At 45.3% G+C, this 21,493-nt stretch carries 14 protein-coding genes; 8 read left to right on the forward strand and 6 right to left on the reverse strand.

What is annotated here, in order from left to right; all coding sequences use genetic code 11:
• Positions 1-34 precede the first annotated feature (34 nt).
• On the reverse strand, positions 35-676 hold the full coding sequence (locus BLQ44_RS06280; protein WP_093193033.1) for a hypothetical protein: 642 nt from the start codon (positions 674-676) through the stop codon (positions 35-37).
• An 83-nt stretch (positions 677-759) separates the two neighbouring features.
• Positions 760-2,097: a DUF2252 domain-containing protein gene (locus tag BLQ44_RS06285; RefSeq protein WP_093193034.1), complete on the reverse strand. Its 1,338-nt coding sequence runs from the start codon at positions 2,095-2,097 to the stop codon at positions 760-762.
• Positions 2,098-2,305: 208 nt separating this feature from the next.
• Between BLQ44_RS06285 and BLQ44_RS06290 the strand changes: the two genes are divergently transcribed.
• Positions 2,306-4,684: a sensor domain-containing protein gene (locus tag BLQ44_RS06290; RefSeq protein WP_093193035.1), complete on the forward strand. Its 2,379-nt coding sequence runs from the start codon at positions 2,306-2,308 to the stop codon at positions 4,682-4,684.
• A 74-nt stretch (positions 4,685-4,758) separates the two neighbouring features.
• On the opposite strand, the gene BLQ44_RS06295 is transcribed toward BLQ44_RS06290, so the two are convergent.
• A complete protein-coding gene (locus BLQ44_RS06295; RefSeq protein ID WP_093193036.1) occupies positions 4,759-5,748 on the reverse strand; it encodes a CAP domain-containing protein in 990 nt (329 codons plus the stop codon).
• A gap of 437 nt (positions 5,749-6,185) precedes the next feature.
• Between BLQ44_RS06295 and BLQ44_RS06305 the strand changes: the two genes are divergently transcribed.
• The 7 genes from BLQ44_RS06305 to BLQ44_RS06335 all read left to right on the forward strand — a co-directional run bounded on the left by BLQ44_RS06305 (position 6,186) and on the right by BLQ44_RS06335 (position 17,251).
• Positions 6,186-7,907 carry a polysaccharide deacetylase family protein gene (locus BLQ44_RS06305; RefSeq protein WP_093193038.1) on the forward strand — a complete coding sequence of 574 codons (1,722 nt, stop codon included), beginning with the start codon at positions 6,186-6,188 and terminating at the stop codon, positions 7,905-7,907.
• A complete protein-coding gene (locus BLQ44_RS06310; protein WP_093193039.1) occupies positions 7,900-9,189 on the forward strand; it encodes a glycosyltransferase family 2 protein in 1,290 nt (429 codons plus the stop codon). Before BLQ44_RS06305 ends, BLQ44_RS06310 begins: the two co-directional genes overlap by 8 nt.
• Positions 9,190-9,200: 11 nt before the next feature.
• A complete protein-coding gene (locus BLQ44_RS06315) occupies positions 9,201-10,283 on the forward strand; it encodes a hypothetical protein (protein ID WP_093193040.1) in 1,083 nt (360 codons plus the stop codon).
• A 119-nt stretch (positions 10,284-10,402) separates the two neighbouring features.
• Complete coding sequence (locus BLQ44_RS06320; RefSeq protein WP_093193041.1) at positions 10,403-12,622, forward strand: EAL domain-containing protein; 2,220 nt, start codon at positions 10,403-10,405, stop codon at positions 12,620-12,622.
• A 362-nt stretch (positions 12,623-12,984) separates the two neighbouring features.
• A complete protein-coding gene (locus BLQ44_RS06325) occupies positions 12,985-15,213 on the forward strand; it encodes an EAL domain-containing protein (protein ID WP_093193042.1) in 2,229 nt (742 codons plus the stop codon).
• A 13-nt stretch (positions 15,214-15,226) separates the two neighbouring features.
• The gene (locus BLQ44_RS06330; RefSeq protein ID WP_093193043.1) at positions 15,227-16,861 is read left to right on the forward strand and encodes a thiamine pyrophosphate-binding protein; all 1,635 of its coding nucleotides are present in this window, start codon (positions 15,227-15,229) and stop codon (positions 16,859-16,861) included.
• A 3-nt stretch (positions 16,862-16,864) separates the two neighbouring features.
• Positions 16,865-17,251, forward strand: a complete 387-nt coding sequence (locus tag BLQ44_RS06335; protein ID WP_093193044.1) for a carboxymuconolactone decarboxylase family protein — start codon at positions 16,865-16,867, stop codon at positions 17,249-17,251.
• A gap of 58 nt (positions 17,252-17,309) precedes the next feature.
• On the opposite strand, the gene BLQ44_RS06340 is transcribed toward BLQ44_RS06335, so the two are convergent.
• From BLQ44_RS06340 to BLQ44_RS06350, 3 genes are all read right to left on the reverse strand, one after another.
• Positions 17,310-18,368, reverse strand: coding sequence for a hypothetical protein (locus BLQ44_RS06340; RefSeq protein WP_093193045.1), 1,059 nt, complete (start codon positions 18,366-18,368; stop codon positions 17,310-17,312).
• An 84-nt stretch (positions 18,369-18,452) separates the two neighbouring features.
• The gene (locus tag BLQ44_RS06345) at positions 18,453-19,601 is read right to left on the reverse strand and encodes an MFS transporter (RefSeq protein ID WP_093193046.1); all 1,149 of its coding nucleotides are present in this window, start codon (positions 19,599-19,601) and stop codon (positions 18,453-18,455) included.
• A 121-nt stretch (positions 19,602-19,722) separates the two neighbouring features.
• Positions 19,723-21,408: an endo-1,4-beta-xylanase gene (locus BLQ44_RS06350; protein WP_093193047.1), complete on the reverse strand. Its 1,686-nt coding sequence runs from the start codon at positions 21,406-21,408 to the stop codon at positions 19,723-19,725.
• Positions 21,409-21,493 lie beyond the last annotated feature (85 nt).

Raw genomic sequence — 21,493 nt, forward strand, 5'->3', positions numbered from 1 at the left:
CAGGGTTGATCCATCTGTTATTGAAAAATACCTGTCAGCCCGACTGCTCCACTTCTCCCATTTCCTCAAAGGCTTCCGGCAATCGGATTGTTTCGAATTCCTCTCCGGAAGCTTCATCAACGATGTGTATAACCGTGCTGTAACTCTCGGGATCCGCCCCATCGAAAAGCTGATAATACGAACCGAGTACTCCGACACCGAAAATGGCGAACCCGTCAAAACTTTCTTCGTATTTCTTCCGTTCCACAACCATCGTGAACTCCGAATAGTCCTTATTCGCTGTAATATCGTTGATGGAAACATAATCGCCGCTTTCCCGTATGTCTGTCATTGCGGTTTCAATTTCCTGCTCCATTTCGCTCATCATTTCCTCATGCTTCGATTTCGACATCTTGTAAGTGATGGTTCCGTCTCCATTATTGACGACTTCTCCCACGCCTTCTTCCTCCGCACTGGCTTTCACTTCTTCGAAATCCGTCTCATCCATCTCGAACAGCGCCATCGGCATCGTCACTTCCACGTTGAATACCCCTTTATCGACAGCAATCGAGTCCTGTTCCTGCTGGGACGTTTCTTCCGTTTGAGGGCTCTCCTTCTCTTCTTCGGGTTCCGGCTCCGCCTCCTGCGTTGAACAACCAGCTACAAGGATCAGCCCCACAATCAGCAGTTTTTTCATCGGGCAGCCTCCTCCCTCTTTTCCTTTATTATACTATGTTTCCCTCAGAAGAGCACCTCCATAGATAAGTCCCAGTCATGCTTTTACCGACGTTCAAAATCTTCCTTCAGCCAATCCTTGAACAGTTCGAAATCTTCTTCCACCCGTTCCTTATAAAATTTGGACCATAGCTGCATCTCTTCGATGAACCCTTCCTTCTCACCCTTCAGCACTTTCATTATTTCCGATTCACTATGATAATCGAGAATATCATGCTCCAGGTCGACGTCCGCACGGGCGTGGATTTTCGCAGCTACTTTTGCCATGACAGCGACCGTCTGCTTTACAGATTTGAACTTCTTCAAATGCTTTTCTTTCAGGTCTTTTTCAAAAGGTGAACGTTCCCTCACATAGAAATCGCTCCCTCCCGCATGCAAATAACCGAGATATGGGTCAGACATATGGTGCATCGCCTGCTGGGTGGTTATGACCCGCTCCCCCTGATGATCATGCATGACCCAGAATTCTTCATCGTACGGAAAGAAGTAGGCGGGGATAGGGGTGCGCGCTTCTTTCACTTCAAGGATAATGTCGTCCTCATGCGCATCGTCATGTTTACCTTCAATCAATACATAGAATCGTTTGAGCCCCGTGGAACCTATACCGGCTCCCTTCTTCTTAACGATATCCTTGATCTCGTAGTGTGATTCTCCCCGGTACGTTTCTTCTGCAAGGGAATCGAGGTATTGCGGCCATGCTTCATGGATCCGTTTCCAGTCCGCATTCGACACACTTTTAAGTTTGGATTTCTCCCGGTCGAAGTGACGATTCCCCTGTCCGTCTGTTTCCGTCTGTTTTTCGAGCTCGTGCGTCGCCTCACGCTCTTCCAATTTTTCCAGAGCTTTTTTGATAGCGCTCTTCGTGTTATCAACGGTGAATTCCGTGGTCACCGGGTCTTCCTTCCCTTCATCGAACTTCTTCATCTGTTTCCGATACTTTTTGCAGAAATGAGCGACGAACGCATCACGCTCATCTTCAGAAAACCCTTGCCCTTCAGCAAACAGACGAATACTCACAACCATACGAAGGACGTCGTACAGGTAAGAACCGAGAAACCCTTCATCGAAATCGTCCACATCGAACACAATGTTTCCTGCTTCGTTACGGAAGGCACTGAAGTTATCCATATGCATGTCTCCCATGATCCATGTAGGGTTCTCCCGCGGTGTGTGATATTTAAAAGGGATATTCACTACGTCATAGAAAAATAGATAGGCACTACCCCGGAAGAAACTGTAAGGGTCCTGTTTCATCTTCCTGTACTTCGCTCGGCGATCCGTCTTCGTCAGGTTCATCAGTTTCCCATCGAATTCTTCCAAAATCGTGTGTAACGTCTGCTTTCGGAGGTAACGCTTCGTCTCCTTGACATCATCTTTGATCATCCCGTTCACTCCTCTGTTCAGTAATTCGTTCTACCTTTCCTTAACTACATGATTTAACATACTTGTCTAGTTCCCTTATTCCCACGTATCTATGTCGAAGATTTTGGATATCTCCCTTCGAATGGTTCGAAAGTTGTAGAATAGATACCTTTTTCCTGATAAACTGAAATTGACAGATAATGAGATCACAGAAGGGGGCGGAGACGAGTTGGACAAGTTCACCTGGACAAGAGAAGACCTTATCAAAATCATTCACAGCACAGATAATGGAATTTTCCTGAGCGACCCGGAGCATGACCGGTTCATCGATATCAACAGCACAGTACTTTCCAAGCTCGGCTACACGAAAGACGAATTCATGACTATCCTTCCTTCTGAATTTCTCGGCCCCTTTTCGGCGGAGAAGAAGGAAGAAATCCACTATACTAAGTATGGTTATGAATTGCCTGCGGAAGTAAGAAGTCATCCTATTACGCTTTCAGATGGACATACATACATGCTTACGGTAGCGTCAGATATTACCAAAAGTAAAGATATCGAATATAAATTCAAGCGAACCAACGAGGAATTCCAGTCCTTATTCCTTTATCACCCGGATATTATTTTCACTATAGATATGAATGGTATTTACAAGACGATAAACCCTGCAGCCGAAGAGGTTTTCGGATATACGACAGAAGAGATCACAGGCACGCCCTACCTCGATTATTTGACACCGGAAGCCGGAAAAAATACGATACCCTATTTTTATAAGGTGATGAGAGGAGAAACAGTGCGATTCGAAACGATCATCGTCTCACGTGATAATCGTCACCATATCATGGATGTGACCGCCGTCCCCCTCGTCCTTGATGACAAAATTACAGGTGTTATCGGCATTGCCCGGGATAGAACGGATAAAAGAGAAACGGAAAAGCGTCTTCACGAAAGCGAACAAAGATATCGGGCGCTTTTCGATTACAATATAGATGCAGTCATGACTTTTGATACCAATGGAAAATTCACTCACGTAAATAGCAGAACAGAGGAGATTACAGGTGCCGCTTCTGAAGACCTGGTAGGGCGTTCTTTTCTTCCGTTTGTCGTCCCCGAACAGAGAGAAGAAACGATGAGACAGTTCACTATTTCTCTCGACGGCGCACCCCACCAGTATGAAACGACGATCCACAGTATGATGGGGGAACGCCTCGACATTCATATAACACTCATCCCTATTTACGTAGATGAAGAGATTACAGGCATCCACTGTATCGGAAAAGACATCACGGAGTGGAAGCGAGTACAGACGAGGATGAACCACCTCGCCTATCACGATACATTGACAGGTCTTCCTAACCAGCGGCATTTCACTGAAAGTATCGCGGAAGTCCTTCAGGAAGCAGAAGAACACGACGAAGAATTCTCCATCTTCTTTCTTGATGTCGACCGCTTCAAATTCATCAACGACTATCTCGGTCACCACATGGGAGATACCCTGCTTCAAATGATGGCGACCCGCCTCGAGATAACCCTTGGTCATAGAGGGACATTATTCAGGTACGGAGGAGATGAATTCATCATTCTCGCCCATCCGTCCGACGAAGAGAAGACAAAGGAAATCGCTGAGGACCTGATCAAAGAAACGGCGAAAACCTACGATTTGAAAGGGTTCGAATCAGTTTCCACGGTCAGCGTCGGTATAAGTATGTATCCCGCCCATGGTACGAGTACGGAAACACTGATACGACGTGCCGATAATGCTATGTACCACGCGAAGAATTCCGGTAAAAATAATTACCAGTTTTACAGTCCTAAAGTTCAGAAACCTTCTGCCAGCCTTAAGACAGAATCTTTTTTGTACAAGGCTTTGAAAAAGGAGGAATTCCACCTGGTTTACCAACCGCAAGTAGCCGGTAATGAAGAGGAAGTCATAGGAATCGAAGCCCTTCTCCGCTGGAATAACGAAGAGCTGGGTACGGTTTCCCCCGGTGAATTCATCCCTATCGCAGAAGAAACAGGGCTTATCGTCCCCATCGGTGAATGGGTATTAGAAGAAGCATGCAGGCAGAACAAAGCGTGGCAAGACCAGGGATTTCCACCATTGACCGTATCTGTGAACCTATCCATGCGGCAGTTTTATCACACGAACCTTGTCTCTACCATCGCTGAAATCCTCTATAAGACCGGTCTCAGTGCCAGGTGGCTGGAACTTGAGATTACAGAATCGATGGCGATCCACGCAGACGAAGCTGTAGCGATCCTCAAAGATTTGAAAGACATCGGTGTCAAAATTGCCATAGATGATTTCGGCACCGGCTATAGCTCTCTAAGTTACCTGAAGAAATTCTCCATCGATCAGCTCAAAATCGATCAATCTTTTGTTAGGGATATCAATAGTGACAGTGATGACAATGACATCATCACCACAATCATCTCGCTTGGCCATAACCTGGGCCTTGAAGTGATTGCAGAAGGAGTAGAAACGAAAGAACAGCTCGAATTCTTGAAGAAACACGGATGCCACAAATACCAGGGATATTACTTTGGAAAGCCGGCAGAAGCTGAAATCATCTCTCCAATGATCCGGAAGCAGGAAATCTATGAATAGATGAAAAACGGTAGAAATCGCCCCTGAATAATGAGGTGATTTCTACCTTTATGTGTGGAAAGCGGATGAAGCCGTCAGCGCCCTGTATAGAATAGGACCGTAAAGTAAGGAGCTCCTTCATCGTTCACGTCAATACCGATAGCTACTTCCTCGTAGTGGGGATTCAGGATGTTCTCTCTGTGTCCTTTGGAATCCATAAGTCCTTCATGGGCATACACAGCATTACTCTGACCGTAAGCAAGGTTCTCTCCGATCATACGGAAGGAAATCCCCGCTTCCTTCGCTCTATCGGCAGGTCCTTCCCCGTCGGGATTCGTGTGGGAGAAATAGTCCCGTCTGTTCATGTCTTTGCTGTGTGCTTCTGCCACCGGTACAAGTTCTTCCCTCCATGTAAGGGGGTTCAACCCGCGTGATACTCTATCTTTGTTGATGAGGCCGAACATGATTTGTGCCTGATCTTCATCCACCCAGTTTTCCGCTTGTGCGTAATATCGGTTCATTCCCGTGGCCTGTCCTTGGGATACGACATAGATGGATTTGACGATGTTCCCTTCATGACGGTCATAGAATACCGTTATTTCTTTATCATCTCGTACGTAAATATCGTAATGATCGGCAGGAAAAGAAACATTCGTCATTCCCCGCCTCACCGATTCCTCAGGTTCCCCCCAGGCTTCGGCAACAGAAGAAGCAGATGCCCCGACGTTCACTTCCCCAAACCCTTCTTCCGGTTTCCAGATATATTTTCCGGTACCTTCTTCATCTCCGAATACCACATTTCCATTTCCTATTTCGGAAAGAACCCAGCTCGTTCCGTAAATGGTACGGACAGATTCTCCTTGTAATTTCTCATCAGGAAGAGCCTCAGTCGGTTCTTTTGATGATTGTTCTTGATCCGGAGAAGTAGTAGCACCTTCCAGTCCTTCTCCTCTCTCCCACTGATCGACCGTTTCGATAAATGTGTCTATTTCCTTGCGGATCGTTTCCCATTCTCCGCTGACTGTTACAATCGTCCACGTAAATAACACGATTAAAAAAAGAAAAGCGATGCCTCTTCTCATCATACTCACCTCCTACACACCCTCTTTTTCGTTCTTTATAATGAAACATAATTCGATAAATATTTTTGAAACCCTTGAATTTCGTTAGATAGTATTGTATATTCTTTTTAGAGAACAAAATTTTATTTTATCGGAATAAGGAGGATTAATAATGGTAAAGAATTCACTGGGTATGTTTTTCATCTTGGTACTGTCCATTATGTTTTTAGTTACTACTCCTGCGGTCGCTTCACAAGTACAAGGATTCGATCCGTTCTTCCTATTGATGGAATATGAATTTATGTTGGTCGGTCTACTTTTAGGAGGATTTATGATAATTTTATCTTATTTCTTTATTAGAAGACATATGAGGGAAAGCTAGGAAGGGCATGTTCCTCTTTTTTTTATCTTTAAGTTCTTTATTAAGAACGTAAAAACTCACAAAAGAAAGGACGAATACCATGAAGGTTCCATCACTGAAGATTCTGGTCATTTCCCTCCTCCTACTGGCTTTATCTCCTGTAGCCTACGCAGAAACGGGAGACACTGAAGCAAGTGTTCTCATTGTTTATTCTGATAAAGATAAACAGGTCAATTATAACCAGCGATACCTTGATATGCTCATCTCTCATTTTACCACCGATATCGAGTTTGTTCATGAATCAGAATTCTCCCCAAGATTGCTTGAGGGGAAAACTCATCTATTTTATCAAGGAATCATTCACAGTTCTGTTTCCTCTGAATTTCAAGAAGCGATTCAGAGGTTCGGAGGTACTGCCGTAGCTCTAGGTTCCAACGTAGAAAAACTCGGAGCAAGATTTTCATTCGTTGAACCACTTGATGAAGTACCTTTCAACGAAATATTTTTGACCTCCGCTCCACAAAAAAGAATCTCCCTCGACATGGAAGTGATGAACGTAGAAACGGGTGCTGAGGTTCTTGCCAAAGCTGCAAACCATAACAAAGAGTATCCACTGATCACAAAGGAAAATAATTCTTATTATATCGGAAATACGTACATCGAATCGAAGTTCAGTATTTTGGTAGGAGAGATTTTGCACGAAGTTTTCGACGAACCTCACTTGGATGAATCGAAGCGTGGGTACATCCGACTTGAGGATGTGCACCCCAAAGTGGATCACGAAAGTTTGAAACAAGTCGCGGACCTTTTGATTGAACGTGATCTCCCATTTATGATAGCCGTCATTCCAGTATATACAGATCCAGAAACAGGCGAAGAATATCATATGGCCGACCATCCCAAAGTTCTCGAAGTATTAAAATATATGCAGGATAACGGTGGTTCTGTCGTCATGCATGGCTATACGCACCAATATCGCTCCTCGGAAACCGGGGAAGGCTTCGAATTCTGGGATGTGGAGAATGACACCCCTATCTACAAAGCGGCTGATGATAAGTCAAGACTGAAAAAAGAGGGAGACTTTTCCGATCCGGCAGCTTATGAAGAATATAAGAAAGAAATCACTGCCTTTGAGACCAGCTATATCAAAGATCGATTGGAAACAGGGATCAACGAACTGAACGGGTTCGGATTGAAGCCACTAGCATTCGAAGCACCTCACTATACTATTTCTCAAAACGGCTACCGGGTAGTTTCCGACCACTTCTCTTCTTATGTGGGACAGGCTCAAACTACAGATGATAACTGGGAAGTCATGGGAGCTCCACCTTATATGTCCAAGCCGACGTTTATGCATGGAATGACAATGTACCCAGAAACGCTGGGATACGTACATCCGGATAACGAAGATGCTGTCGATGAAATCATAGAGAGAGCGGAAGAATATTTGACCCTCCGGGACGGAATGACTGCCTTGTTCTACCATCCATATCTAGGTCCGGAGCGCTTCGAAGAATTGCTGAATCGATTGGAAGAATTTCCTTCCATCGATTGGATCGATCTGAAAGAAGAAAACACAAAGACAGAGTCATCGGAGGTCATCATCAGCACTGCTGAAGGAAAAGTACACTTAGATGGAACACCATTCTCTTCCGTATCCAGTTCTTCCATCACATTCAACCATTTCCTTAAAGGACTGGCGGATAAGGCGACCTGGCTTATGGTAGGGACGAGTTCACTCGCGGTAGTTTTCTTCTCAGGATATACGCTGCTTTCCAGAAGAAGAACAGAAAACGAAGAACGGAGTGAGGACATTGGCTAATCTCTTCCTATATATATCTCTTTTTCTCATATGGTTTATGCTGTTTTACCACATGTTTCTTATGCAAGGAGGGTACATCTTTTCACAAAACTATAAAAAGACGGCGGATAAATGGCGGGAGAAACCCCATCGTTTCCCTACCGTCAGCATTCTCATTCCGGCTCATAATGAAGAAGTGGTTATCGAAAAAACATTACAGTCCATGGTTCGCCTGGAATACCCGAAGAATAAGCTGGAAGTCATCGTCATCAATGACAACTCGAGCGATCGTACCGGGGAACTCGTCGAAGAATATGCCCAGCGCTTCCCATTCATAAAGCCTGTACACACAAAACCTCCTTCTGGTGGAAAAGGTAAATCGGGGGCATTGAATAATGGACTGAAAGAAGCTACCGGAGAAATGATTGTCGTTTATGACGCGGACAACACTCCGGAGCCTAATGCCATCCAGTACTTGGCACTTGGACTTGAGAATGATCCGGATGCTGGTGCTGTCGTCGGTAAATTCCGCGTAACCAACAGTCAAAAGAACTTGTTGACACGCCTGATCAACATTGAAACCATAACCTTCCAATGGCTGGCACAGGCAGGTCGATGGTTCTGGTTCCGGATGACTACCATACCCGGTACGAACTTTGCTATTCGCAGATCCATTCTCGAACGACTGGGAGGATGGGATGAGAAAGCTCTATCAGAAGATACAGAACTCAGTTTCCGTGTTTATGAACTCGGCTACCATATCCGTTTTTTTCCGATGGCCGTCACTTGGGAGCAGGAACCGGAGAAATTGAAAGTCTGGTGGAAACAGCGGACACGTTGGGCCCGTGGCAACGAATATGTCATCTTCAAATACCTTTTCCGCTTCCATAAGTTGAAACGGAAAAAGATGGCGGTCGATCTCCTGTATTTCCTATTTACGTATCTCCTTTTCTTCAGTGGGATCCTGATTTCTCATTCCATTTTCGTTTTGAACCTATTCTTCGATTTGAATATCACGATCGGCTTCGTATCTTATGTGCTATTGATACTCGGTTTCCTTCTCTTTGTGACAGAAGTGACACTCGCTCTTAGCTTCGAACGCGGACAGCTTACTTGGAAGAACTTCTTCACCGTTCTTCTCATGTACATCACATACTCTCAAATGTGGCTGGTGCTAGTAGTCTATGCCAGTTGGCTGGAACTCAAACGCATACTCTTCAAACAAGAAGTGACCTGGTACAAAACTCAGCGGTTTGAAGGTGGGAGCAGCAAAACTGATGTAGATAAAGTGAAGGCGCGTTAGGAGTGAAAAAAATGACGATCACCATCATCGTTCTGGCTGTTTTTATGAGTTTCCCTTTTCTTCGCGCTCTCACAGGATCTTCAACGAATGAAGACACGTATCATTTTATCGATCAGAACATGAGGAACCCTAATGGAACGTTTGCGACCTACCTGAAAGAAGATACAGAAGAAGATGCGGACGAAGTGCGAGGAAAGGAGACCCTTTCTGAAACAGTCGGTCTTTGGATGGAATACGCTCTCGTCACTGAAGACCGGGATGGTTTTGAAGAAGCTTACCGACAGCTTAATCGCTTTTTCCTCGATTCAGGAGGGTTCGTCTACTGGAAACTGTCCGAGGAAGGAGAATACAGGGAATATATCAATGCCCTGATTGATGACGTCAGAATCATAAAAGCACTATGGGGAGCTTATGAACTATGGGGAGAAGACAAATTCAAAAAAACAGCCGACTTCATCGGAGAATCTGTCGGAGAGAATAATGTGTATGAATCGGTTATGATCGACTTTTACGATAAATCAATCGATTACCAGTCCGATTTCCTCACGACTTCTTACATCAGTATTGAAGATCTCGATTTGATGCTCGAGAAAGGGTATATCACTACGAGAACCCATGCCGAAACGTTCCGGGTGCTAAATGATCTCCCGCAAACCAATGGATTTTATCCAAAAACATATGATGTCGCTAGGGAGGAGATGAAATATGATAAAAAAATCAACTTGATCGACCAGTTGATCGTCGCCATCAACACTCCAGGGCCTTCAGAAGAACTGGAGTCCTTCATAAAAAAAGAGATAAGCGATCGTGGCGTACTTCATGGGATTTACAGCCTGAAAACAAAAGAATCTCTCGTCGACTATGAATCACCCGCCATCTATTCTCTGGTAATCACCTATGCGATCGGCAACAATGACAAAGAACTCGCAATGAAAACTTATAAACGTCTCATCAAATTCCGCGAGTCAGGGGCGAAGTATCGTGGCGCCTACTCTATAGGAGAAGATGAAAACACACATATTTTTGATAATCTGTTGCCGATGATTGCGATTGAGAGACTTAAAAACAAAGGATGGCTTAAAGCCGACGCTTAAAAATTCCGATCCTCGTAAAAATTCGACGGGGATCGTTTTTTCTGAAAATTTCCACTAAAGGTATTGCTCCCCTTTTTAATTGAGTATATAGTGAGTCTAAAGACCTTAGGAGGAAAACGATGACTTATACCACGCCGCACTACATCACCCGTTCCAATGAGCGATGTTCAGAAATCGGCATGGATCCTCATTCCATTCCTTATCCGAAAACGGTGTTGTCGGAAGTAGAGCTCGGAAATCGCAGACAAGAATATCAGGAAATTCTCGACGTTGTCCGGTTCTTTTTCGACAAGCTCCTCCATTCTCTGAAAGGTACCCCCATTCTCGTAGGTGTCGCCGATGCGGAAGGATACCTGCTGGAAATCGAAGGGGATGCGACGATCAAATCCATGATTGACCAATTCGGCATCGCTCCCGGCAGCAGGTTTTCCCAGGACGATACAGGCACGAACGTCATCAGCCTCTCCCTTGAACAGAAGGAAGCGATAAGTCTGGTCGGTACAGATCATTATCATACGTTTCTACATGAAGTCGCCTGCTACGGGGCATCCTTCCACTACATTGATGAGGATGACTTACTTGGAAGCCTATCGATCATGATGCCGATCCATTTCAAGAATGAACTTTTTTTGACGATGATCACTCAAGTCGTCGATTCCATCGAAAGGGAACTTCTCCTAAGGAAAAGGAACCGTCAGCTTAATATCATGAACCAGATCATGCTCGATCGCACTCAGAATGGCATCGTCATCACTGATGAAGAAGGAAAGACGCTAGAATTCAACAAATTCGCGGAGCAACTCTCCGGGTTCAAAAAAGAAGAAGTCCTTGGTCAGGACATCCGCGTTTCCCCCATAACAGGGAAATATTTCGAGAGTGTGCTTGAAGAAGAAAAAATCATCACCAATGAAGTTCTTCCCTTCTCCAACCAGAACGATGAATTTCTCGTTTGCCTGTTCGATGCTCAACCCATGTATGAAAAAGGCAGGATGATCGGAGCTTTCGGGCAGTTCAGAGACATTTCAGAACAGTATTCTCTGCAAAAGAAATACAATTACCTTGCCTTTCATGATGATTTGACCGAGCTTCCCAACCGGCGATACTTTATGGAAGAGATGGAAACGGTCATCCAGGAAATTGATGAAGGCAAAAATATCAGCGCTTCTCTTATTTTCATCGACTTGGATCGTTTCAAGATCATCAACGATAACTTCGGTCATTCCAATGGTGACAGGCTATTGGTGGAAGTCAGCAGAAGGTTGAAAGACTGTGTCGGTCCGGAAGACTTCGTAGCACGCATGGGAGGCGATGAGTTCATCATCCTTATGAAAAACTTCCAGCAGGACAGCTACGCTACGTCGATAGCGGAGCGCTTTCTTCAAAAGCTTCATGATCCGTTTCTCGTTGAAGGGAATGAATTCCACACCACCGCAAGTGTAGGGATCGTCTACTACCCTGATACTCCGATAACGGCAGAGACCTTTATGGTATTTGCCGATAATGCGATGTACGAAGCGAAAGAAAAAGGAAAGAATACTTACGTCGTATACAATGAAGGGTTATTGGATGAAGCAATGCAGGAATATAAACTCGAAGCAGACCTTCGTAACGCCATCGATCATAAAGAGTTCGTCCTCCATTATCAGCCACAGATCGACAACCAGACCGGGGAACTTGCAGGTCTCGAGGCGCTGATTCGGTGGGAACATCCTAAGCTCGGACTGCTGCCGCCGGGAGCATTCATCCGATTAGCGGAACAGAACGGTCTTATCACTCAAATCGGGGAATGGGTCATTGAAGAAGCTTGCCGCCAACAAAGAGAATGGCACGACCAGGGACGCAAAAATGTTACAGTCTCCGTCAATCTATCGACGCAGCAGTTTTTGAATCGAAATCTCACGAACTTCATCGAACAAACGTTACAGTCCCACGGTGGCTCGCCTGATTGGCTCGGGGTGGAAATCACCGAATATATGGCCATGGAGTATGAACAATCCGTCCAGGTGTTGGAAGAATTGAAAGCACTGGGAGTAGGTCTCAGCATTGATGATTTCGGGACAGGCTACAGCTCTCTTAACCATTTGAAGAATTTCCAGATCGATTTCATCAAAATCGATAAATCTTTCATCCAGGAAGTTACAGGTGATCACAATGATGCCATCATCGTTGAAGCTATCATCACCCTTGCTCATAACCTGGAAATGAAGATTATTGCGGAAGGAGTCGAAACAGCTGATCAACTCGGCTTCCTTGCGCACCATCACTGTGACATAAGTCAGGGATACCTCTTCAGCCGCCCTCTTCCCCCGAAAGAAATTACGAAAGAATGGTTGAAATGAATCTTCCTCTCTCCTTAACCAGATAGAAGTCGCCTGAATACAATCAGGAGGCTTCTATCTTTTTTGGTTGATCCGTTTTATATGCAAGAATCGGAATGTGAGTCATTATTACAGTCTCTCCATTATTCCGAGTTCTTTTGACAGGTATAATTGAAGAGGTATATAGTTAAGGTACACCATCTGCTCCTCTCTTTTGATTTTTCATTACTCTGAAATGAATGAAATCGAGGAAAAAGATTGCTGCTTTTATACGTTCATCCTGTGCATGTCCAAGCCGGATCGCTTCTTTCCCTACTCCATCAAATCACTAACATTACAAAACTTACTCATCATTTTCTCTAAAACGTTTAAAGGAGCTGCTTATGACACAAAAAGAACCTGCATTTATTCAGGAATCTAAAAGGTTATGTGAAGCAGCCGGTATGAATCCGGAGGAAATCCCCCGGCCTAACACGATCCTTAACGATTCGGAACTTGAAGAAAAACGAAAATCCTACCAGGAGATCCTGGCAGTGGTACGCTTCTTCTCAAATAAATTGCTTCATTCTTTGAAAGGAACGCCCATACTTGTAGCGGTTGCCGATGCTGAGGGATATCTCCTTGAAATTGAAGGTGATGAAACGATCCGTTCTACCATTGAACAATTCGGTATCTTCCCCGGTAGTCTTTTCAAGCAGGAAGACACTGGTACGAATGTAATCAGCCTTTCCCTTGAGCAGGAACGTCCCATCAGCCTGATCGGTACGAATCATTATCATTCCTTTCTCCAGGGCAGTGCCTGTTACGGAGCCACCTTCCGCTACACAGATAACAATAATCTTCTGGGAAGTCTGTCTCTCATGATGCCGATTGAATATAAAAACCCGCTGTTTTTGACCATGCTCTCCCAGGTCGTCGACTCCATTGAGCGGGAACTTCTCTTACGCAAGCAGAACAGACAATTGAACATCATGAACCAGATTATGCTGAGCCGTACAAGAAACGGCATTGTGATCACCGATGAAACTGGGCGTACGACGGAATTCAATGAATTCGCCCAACAGATTTCCGGCAATACAAGAGAATCGGTGATAGGGCGTAATATTCAGGATTCTCCTATTACCGGCGATTATTTCAAACAGGTATTAGAGGAAGAGAAAACATTTACGAACGAGATTCTGAAGTTCACCGGAGACGATGATCATCTCATCGTTTGTCTCTTCGATGCTCAGCCCATCTATGAAGGTGATGAACTGGCTGGGGCCTTTGGACAATTCCGTGACATTACAGATAGGTACAATCTTCAAGAGCAGTACAATTACCTGGCTTTCCACGATGATCTGACGGGGCTTCCTAACCGCCGATACATCCGAAGAGAAATCAAGAAATCCATTGATTCGATATGTCAGGGGCATTCACCGAATCTTGCCCTGTTATTCATAGATCTCGATCGCTTCAAAATCATCAACGACAATTTCGGGCATTCCTGCGGTGATAGTCTGCTTGCGGAAGTGGCCAAGCGTCTGGAGAAGAGTCTCGGACCGGATGACATCCTCGCACGGATGGGCGGAGATGAATTCATCTTTCTTCTGAGGGATTTCCAGGAAGAGGCCTATGCGACCGAGAAAGCTGAGATGATTCTTGAATCTCTGCACCACCCTTTCACCGTACAAGGAGACGAATTGTATACGACGGCAAGTATCGGAATCGTCCACTATCCGGATACCCACATATCAGCGGAAACACTTATGATTCATGCAGACAATGCGATGTATCAGGCGAAATCCGATGGCAAAGACAGATACGTCGTTTACACACCGGATTCCCTTGAAAATATGATGGAAGAATACAGGTTAGAAGCGGACTTGAGAGGTGCCCTTGAGAATAAGGAATTCGTTCTGCACTATCAGCCTCAAATTAAAAACGAAACGGGAGAAGTGATAGGAGTCGAAGCGCTGATTCGTTGGAACCACCCGAAATTCGGCCTTCTCTCCCCTGCTAAATTCATATCTCTTGCGGAGAAGAACGGACTGATCACCCAGATCGGTGAATGGGTACTCGAGGAAGCCTGCATACAGAATAAGAAATGGCAGGAAGCTGGCGGCAAACCGATTAAAGTATCTGTCAATATGTCTACCCAGCAGTTTCTCACCCATAATACCGTCTCCCTTGTCGAGCAGGTCCTGCACCGTACTGGCCTGGATCCACAGTATCTCGTTCTCGAAATCACTGAATATATGGCCATGGAACATGATAATTCTTTTCATGTTCTGGAAGAGCTGCGTGAATTGGGGATAGGCATCAGCATCGATGATTTTGGTACCGGTTACAGCTCACTGAATTATTTGAAAGACTTTCGCATCGATTACATCAAGATCGACAAATCTTTTGTCCACGAAGTCCTCCATGACGAAAACGATGCGATTATTGTGAATGCGATCATCAGCCTTGCCCATAATCTCGGGATGCAAGTCATCGCCGAAGGCGTAGAAACGGCTGAACAGCTCGCATTCCTGATCAGGCAAGACTGCGATATGACACAAGGGTATTTCTTCAGTAAACCCTTGACCGCAGAAGGAATCGAAAAATCGTATGTTCGCTTAAAGGACTAGGAGGACAAAAATAATGAAGAAAGTTGCAACTCTATTGACCGACCATTTTGAACACTGGGGACTCACTCACGTATTCGGAATCCCGGGAAAAGCGATTTCCCCCATTTTGTTTGAACTGCTTGAAACAGATATCGAGTTCGTGTTGAGTAAACACGAAGCTGCCTCAGGGTTTGAAGCTTCCGGCTATGCGATGATGAAAGATACCCCGGCTGTCGCTATCGGAACTTCAGGTCCTGGTGGTACGAACCTTTTGACCGCTGCAGGTCAGGCTAAAGCATTTCATGCCCCTCTCCTTATCATTACTGGGCATCCGTCTATGAAAGACACCGGGAAGAGTCAGGGGCAGGATTCCAGCATGTTCGGCACCGATTTGTGCCGGATGTTCGAACCGGTGACGAAATTCAGTGCGAGAGTCGAGAATAGCGAAAGGCTTGAGCCGCTTCTTTGTCATGCCCTTGAAAAAGCCGTCACCGGCGTGAAAGGTCCCGTGCATCTCTCCATTCCGTTCGATGTTCTCATTGACGAAACCGAACCGTTTCTTCTGGATATACCGGATGCACTGCCGATGGTTTCCCCTGAAATACATAAAATCATCCCTTTGCTTGAAAAAGCTGAACGACCAATCCTATTTCTAGGAAAAGGGGTACACGCCAGTAACGCCTACGAAGAAGTGCAAGCAGTCGCTGAACAGTGGCAGGTTCCGGTCATCACAACTCCCGGAGGGAAAGGTACATTCCGTTCGGATCATGAATTGTCTCTCGGCGCTTTCGGTCTCGGAGGTACCACAGAAGCAAAAGATTATTTAAAAGAAAAAACGGACCTCATGCTCGTCCTCGGAACGAGACTGAGTGACATGAGTATCCCAGGCTTCACAGAGGACATGCTGCCGGACCATATCGTTCATTTCGATTATGAACCCACTTTTATATGCAAATCCCTGAAAGCTCCGACAACAGCGATTCTCGGAGATCTGAAAACGAACCTTCAAGCTCTTTTATCCCACGCCTCGGGAACGGAAAAAGTACACCGGCAACTTCCTCAAAAAAATGAGGAACTTTTGAACATACCTTCTACCACGAGGATGTCTGCCGTATCAGTGATCAGGGAAATGCGCAAAGCTTTGCCCGATGAAGCAGTCGTTTTCGGAGATGATGGGAGTCATTCGTTTTACGGGATCCGTCATTTTGACATCCACAAGCCGGGAACTTATTTCTTCGATGACATTTTCGGCGCGATGGGTAACGGCATCGGCTTTTCTATCGGCGCTGCTCTTGCCGCTCCTGAAACGCCAGTCGTTTGTCTGACTGGTGATGGTTGCATGTTCATGCACGGCACAGAGATTTCGACCGCTTACAACTATGATGCGCCCGTATTGTTCATTTTGATGAACAACGAACGTCTGGACATGGTCGAGAAGGGGATGCGTAAGATGATCGGTACGTCCATCGGTGGGGTGTACGAAACTCCGCTAGACGGGGAACAGTTCGCAACTTCTATGGGACTCGAAGCCTTCAAATGTCATACGCCACAAGAAATATCCGAAGCTATACAGAAAGCATTACGTATCATCAAAGAGACTCGTAAACCGGTTGTCGTTGAGGCAATCGTGGACGGAGACGAAATTCCACCGACGATGGGGAGGCAATAACTTATGGATAACGCGCGATTCGAAGCAGGAAAGAAAGCGATGGAAGAACTATTCTCCCAGGAAGTACGAAAGGGAATGGAAGGAATGAAAGACATATCCCCCGATTTATGGGATATGATCGTTTCTTTCGGGTTCGGAGACCTCTACTCCAGAGACTCGCTTTCTTTATCACAAAGAGAGATTGTCACACTTACAACATTGATCACACAGGGAGCCTTCGACCAACTGAGGGTTCACCTTCAGGCTGCCTTGAATGTAGGACTGTCGAAGGAGGAGATTATCGAGGTGATCATCCATTGTGCCGGCTACGTCGGTTTTCCGAAAGCGGTACAGGCGATGGGGATTGCTGGAGAAGTGTTCAAAGAAGATTCTCAGAATCATTCAAAGTAAGTACAAAAGGAAGACGAATCCTTCTCGTCTTCCTTTTGTATCGTCTATATTAGTCGAATCATCCAGTAGAAAATGTATCACTTATTCGTTCCACTATAGGTGCAAATTCTTCTTGTCTTGCTGCATCATAGGTCAGCTCAAACGTATTGAATGTCCCACCGTTCATGAGAAACTTTTTATAGACAATATCGGTTCCTTCTTCATAACTGACAACATACCAACCGTTTGCCTGTTTTTTATAAGCTACATTCTGATGCTGGGCTAATTCTTCCATGTAGAACTCTTCTATGGATCTCTCTTCTATCGCATGCCCTCCAAAAGCTTTCAGGTGAAAGCCGCTTCCCTTCATCGATATGCCATCTCCATTCGTAGGAGGAGCGTCTTTTTTCAGGAACGTCGGATATTCAAAGGAAAAACCGAAACGTCCATTCACATATGTATCATAACTCCAACCTTCTATCTTCTTTTCCTCTACAACAGGGACTTCGCTTGTTTCAGAAGCTACAGGCGAAGAACTCCTCTCAGCTACTTCCGCCTCTGCAAGGCGTCGCTCTTCTTCTCTCTGCTGCTGTTTTTCTTCAGCTTCTCTTATACCCTCAACGGTTCTTGTAACTTCAGGCACATAAGAAGAAAGCTCCGTATATGTATCCGTAGCTATCTGGGCTGTTTTCGCTTCCTCTTTCGCTTTTGAGATGCTCCCTGCTGTGAGATGTTGTTCAGCTTTGTTCAAAGCCTCTTCGATTTCCTTACCGAAAGCAAGCCATGTTTCTGTATTTTCTCTGGCTGTTCTCGCATCAGATCTGATCGTTTCAGAGCCGCCATTTTCTCCCAAAACGAGATTCAGTTGAGCCAAAGTTTCTTCATACCGCTCCGATTCATAAGCTTTCATGGCATTGTTCATATCCGACGTTTGCTTGAAGTATGCCTCTGCTTCCTCACTTTCCCCTTCCTGCATCGCACGCTCAAAGTAAATAGCCGCCTGGACATAGTCTTTAGATGCGATGTGATCCACACCCTTTTCCATATAATCAGTCGTATTTCCAGCCGAAAATTCGGCCGAGCAACCACCAAGAAGAAGAACAGCCAAAAGACCCAACATCCACTTCATTCCTCTCATCTCTATCCCTCCATATTTCTTATTAGTTTAACACAAAAAGGAAAAGGTGAGGTCAGCCATTATATCCTTCTGACTGAACATTCCCTACTCCTCCTCTCTGATTCTCGTCTTTACAGAACCGAACAGATAAATCGCTCCTGTGAGCCAAAATACACTCGACACACTTACTACTTGTGCCACAGCTCCGAACAATAAAGGGGAAGTCACTTGAACAAAACGGTTGGCAGTGATCCGTACACCGAGTCCCTGACTTATGACATTCTTCGGCAAAGCATAAAGCGCTGTAGAAATGGACAAGGGCTGTCCCAAACCTACGCCTAACCCAAGAATGAATGCTACGACTCCTATAGCGTATACGTAATCGAAAAAAGGAAGCACGAGAAACATCAATCCTGAAGATAGTACAGAAGTAAGAACGACAGTACTCCGTGAAAATCGGGCTAAAAAGAAAGTCATCCCCCAGCGCACCAGCAAACCTGCAAGTGCGTTAGCCGATACAATCAGACCGATTTGGGTACCCGTAAGACCGAGCTCCACACCTAAAAGGGGAAAGAAGGAAGTAAATGCATCCTTCCCGGTAAGAACCATAGTGCTGATATAAATGGCACGTCGGAAATTCACGATACCAACCAGTTCCCCGATCGGTGCTTTGCGCTTACCCTCCTGTTCTTCAGGATTATTATCGGGTTCTTTCGTCAACCAGAACGTCATTACAACAGCAATCAGTCCAATCATACTGAGCACGAGAAATGCGGCAGGCGTACTGATGGCATCCGCTACACTACCACCGATTGCAGGTCCGAGAAATGTCCCGGTAGCCGCTCCGATGCTGAATTTCATCACGTGGTGGTCCCGTTTCGCTCCGTCTCTTGACTGCCCAACGTAACTTTGTGCTGCAATAATGAACGCCGTGTGGAATCCCCCAGCGATGATTTGTGAAACGATCAGACCGGGTAGTGTCGTCCAGAAGAACGGCAGTGATAGTGCCATCATTGCCGAAGTAGCACTGATCAGAAGTGGACCCTTACTCCCCTGGACGTTGATGAAACGTCCAATATATACAGATAGAAACAGTGGCAGGAGCGGAAAGAGAGCGATGATGATACCTATCTCAAGAGAGGAAGCTCCAAGTTCGTTTCCGAGAATAGAAACTAGCGGACGTGTGCCCATTCCTGCCGTCATGAAAAATATAGATAGGACTGCAAGTAGCGTATAATCCTTTTCTTTCACCATAAGAAAAAACCTTCCATCCCGAATAATTTCCTATAGTATACTACAGTGCAGAGAGATGTGACGAGTAAGGAGATCCAAAGAAAAACGGTTCCGGACAAACCGGAACCGCTCTCTTTATTGCTTATTGTTGCCATGCATTATACAACATCGCTGCAAAATCCATACGCTTGATATCATCTCCCACACCGAACGAACCATCTTCATAACCGCTTGCTACACCGGCATGAATGACTTTGTCTATATACGGGGCAAGTGACGTTCCATTTCTATCCGTAACTTCAGCTTCAGGAACTTCTTCTCCTTCAGCAAGGTCAAAAGCTTCAGTGAGAACTTTTGCCATCTGTTCCCGGGTCATGTTTTCGTAAGGGTTGAAATTCCCTTCCTCGTCCCCTGCAAAAATTCCGGCTTCCGTCACATTATCAACCGTTTCCTCATAAGAAGGGGCTACGTCCGCCATTCCATGATTTACTTCTCCATCAAAAGATAACCCCATAATTCTCTCAAGCATCAATGCCGCTTGGATACGGGTCAACGATTCCCCGGGACCGAAAAGTTCGTCTGTGAACCCGTTGATTACGCCTTCCCTGTACAAAGCATCAATCGCCTCGTAGTGGGTCATATCTTCCGTAACATCTGAGAACATGGCTGCCGCTCCCTCATTGTCATCCATAATCGCCCAGTATGCAGGTTTCGTCGTATAGCGATCAGAGAAGACGAAAGGCGCATCCTTTCCAATTCCATCATCACTGTATTCTGAAGCCCGGTCATCCAGCCATGTGTGATTGTCCGCAATTCCCCAGAATGTCACATTCGAAATAGATGTGTCCATTTCTTCATAAAGACGGAATAACTCATCGTATTTATCTGCCTGCGCCTCTAAAACTTCTTCAGGAATTTCTTCGTAAGTATTATACTCTCCGCTCGGAGGCCAACCGTAAATGCTTACGTCCAGTTCCGTAATCTGATTATCAAGACCGAGATCTGCGAACATCTGTAACGATTTTCTTGTCTCCTCAATTGTCGGCCACCCGATCTGGATATGTGCCTGATGCCCTACCCCATCGATGGAAACTCCGTCTTCCAGAAGACCTTCCACAAGGTTATACAAATGAGTACGTTTCGGTTCCACTTCCGTATTGTAATCATTGATGAACAGTTTCGCGTCTTCTCCAGCTACACGTCTCGTCGTTTCAAATGCCTTTTTGATATACTCGTCTCCAGTAATTTGATACCAGGGAGATTCCCGGAGACCACGTTCATTCGAAGCATTCGGATCAATCGTTTCATTCACGACATCCCAGGCATCGACATCATCTTTATAACGCTCCACTACCGTTTCGATATGATTCTCGATCCGGTCAAGTAGGAGTTGTTTGTTCTCTTCCCGTTTTTCCGGGTCTTCTTCATCTACCATAGGGTCGCCATTTTCATCCTGAAAGAACCAATCAGGAACCTGGCTGTGCCATACCAGCGTATGAAAACGCAGGTCCATGTCATTCTCTTTAGCGAATTCGACAATCTGATCCGCTTCTTCAAAATTGAATTCGCCTTCTTCCGGCTGAATGTTGATCGGTTTCATTACATTCTCGGCTACTACGCTACTGTAGTGTTTCTTAAGAATTTCAGCACGGATGGGATCTTCCAAATGTTCAGGTTCGACGGCTGCTCCGATTTCAAAAGAGTCTTCATACTTCTCTTCTATCGAAGGGACTTCCAGCGCACTTTTCTGTGGTGAATCAGCGTACACCATAGCTCCTGGTACCGCCAGTGAAAAAGCCACGCCAGCTGTAATTATACTTTTTTTCATTCTGATTCGTTCTCCCCTTTACTTTTATAATGAGTAAAGCACCCTTTGACTTTTGGTCAGAACGACTTATGCAATTACAGACGAT

This window comes from Salimicrobium halophilum, assembly GCF_900100295.1.
Lineage (GTDB): Bacteria > Bacillota > Bacilli > Bacillales > Halobacillaceae > Salimicrobium > Salimicrobium halophilum.

Bases quoted from the DNA above. Each gene is read 5' to 3' on its own strand.
- BLQ44_RS06280 (WP_093193033.1), bottom strand. From the start codon at position 676: ATGAAAAAACTGCTGATTGTGGGGCTGATCCTTGTAGCTGGTTGTTCA.
- BLQ44_RS06285 (WP_093193034.1), bottom strand. From the start codon at position 2,097: ATGATCAAAGATGATGTCAAGGAGACGAAGCGTTACCTCCGAAAGCAG.
- BLQ44_RS06295 (WP_093193036.1), bottom strand. From the start codon at position 5,748: ATGATGAGAAGAGGCATCGCTTTTCTTTTTTTAATCGTGTTATTTACG.
- BLQ44_RS06305 (WP_093193038.1), top strand. From the start codon at position 6,186: ATGAAGGTTCCATCACTGAAGATTCTGGTCATTTCCCTCCTCCTACTG.
- BLQ44_RS06315 (WP_093193040.1), top strand. From the start codon at position 9,201: ATGACGATCACCATCATCGTTCTGGCTGTTTTTATGAGTTTCCCTTTT.
- BLQ44_RS06320 (WP_093193041.1), top strand. From the start codon at position 10,403: ATGACTTATACCACGCCGCACTACATCACCCGTTCCAATGAGCGATGT.
- BLQ44_RS06325 (WP_093193042.1), top strand. From the start codon at position 12,985: ATGACACAAAAAGAACCTGCATTTATTCAGGAATCTAAAAGGTTATGT.
- BLQ44_RS06330 (WP_093193043.1), top strand. From the start codon at position 15,227: ATGAAGAAAGTTGCAACTCTATTGACCGACCATTTTGAACACTGGGGA.
- BLQ44_RS06335 (WP_093193044.1), top strand. From the start codon at position 16,865: ATGGATAACGCGCGATTCGAAGCAGGAAAGAAAGCGATGGAAGAACTA.
- BLQ44_RS06340 (WP_093193045.1), bottom strand. From the start codon at position 18,368: ATGAGAGGAATGAAGTGGATGTTGGGTCTTTTGGCTGTTCTTCTTCTT.
- BLQ44_RS06345 (WP_093193046.1), bottom strand. From the start codon at position 19,601: ATGGTGAAAGAAAAGGATTATACGCTACTTGCAGTCCTATCTATATTT.
- BLQ44_RS06350 (WP_093193047.1), bottom strand. From the start codon at position 21,408: ATGAAAAAAAGTATAATTACAGCTGGCGTGGCTTTTTCACTGGCGGTA.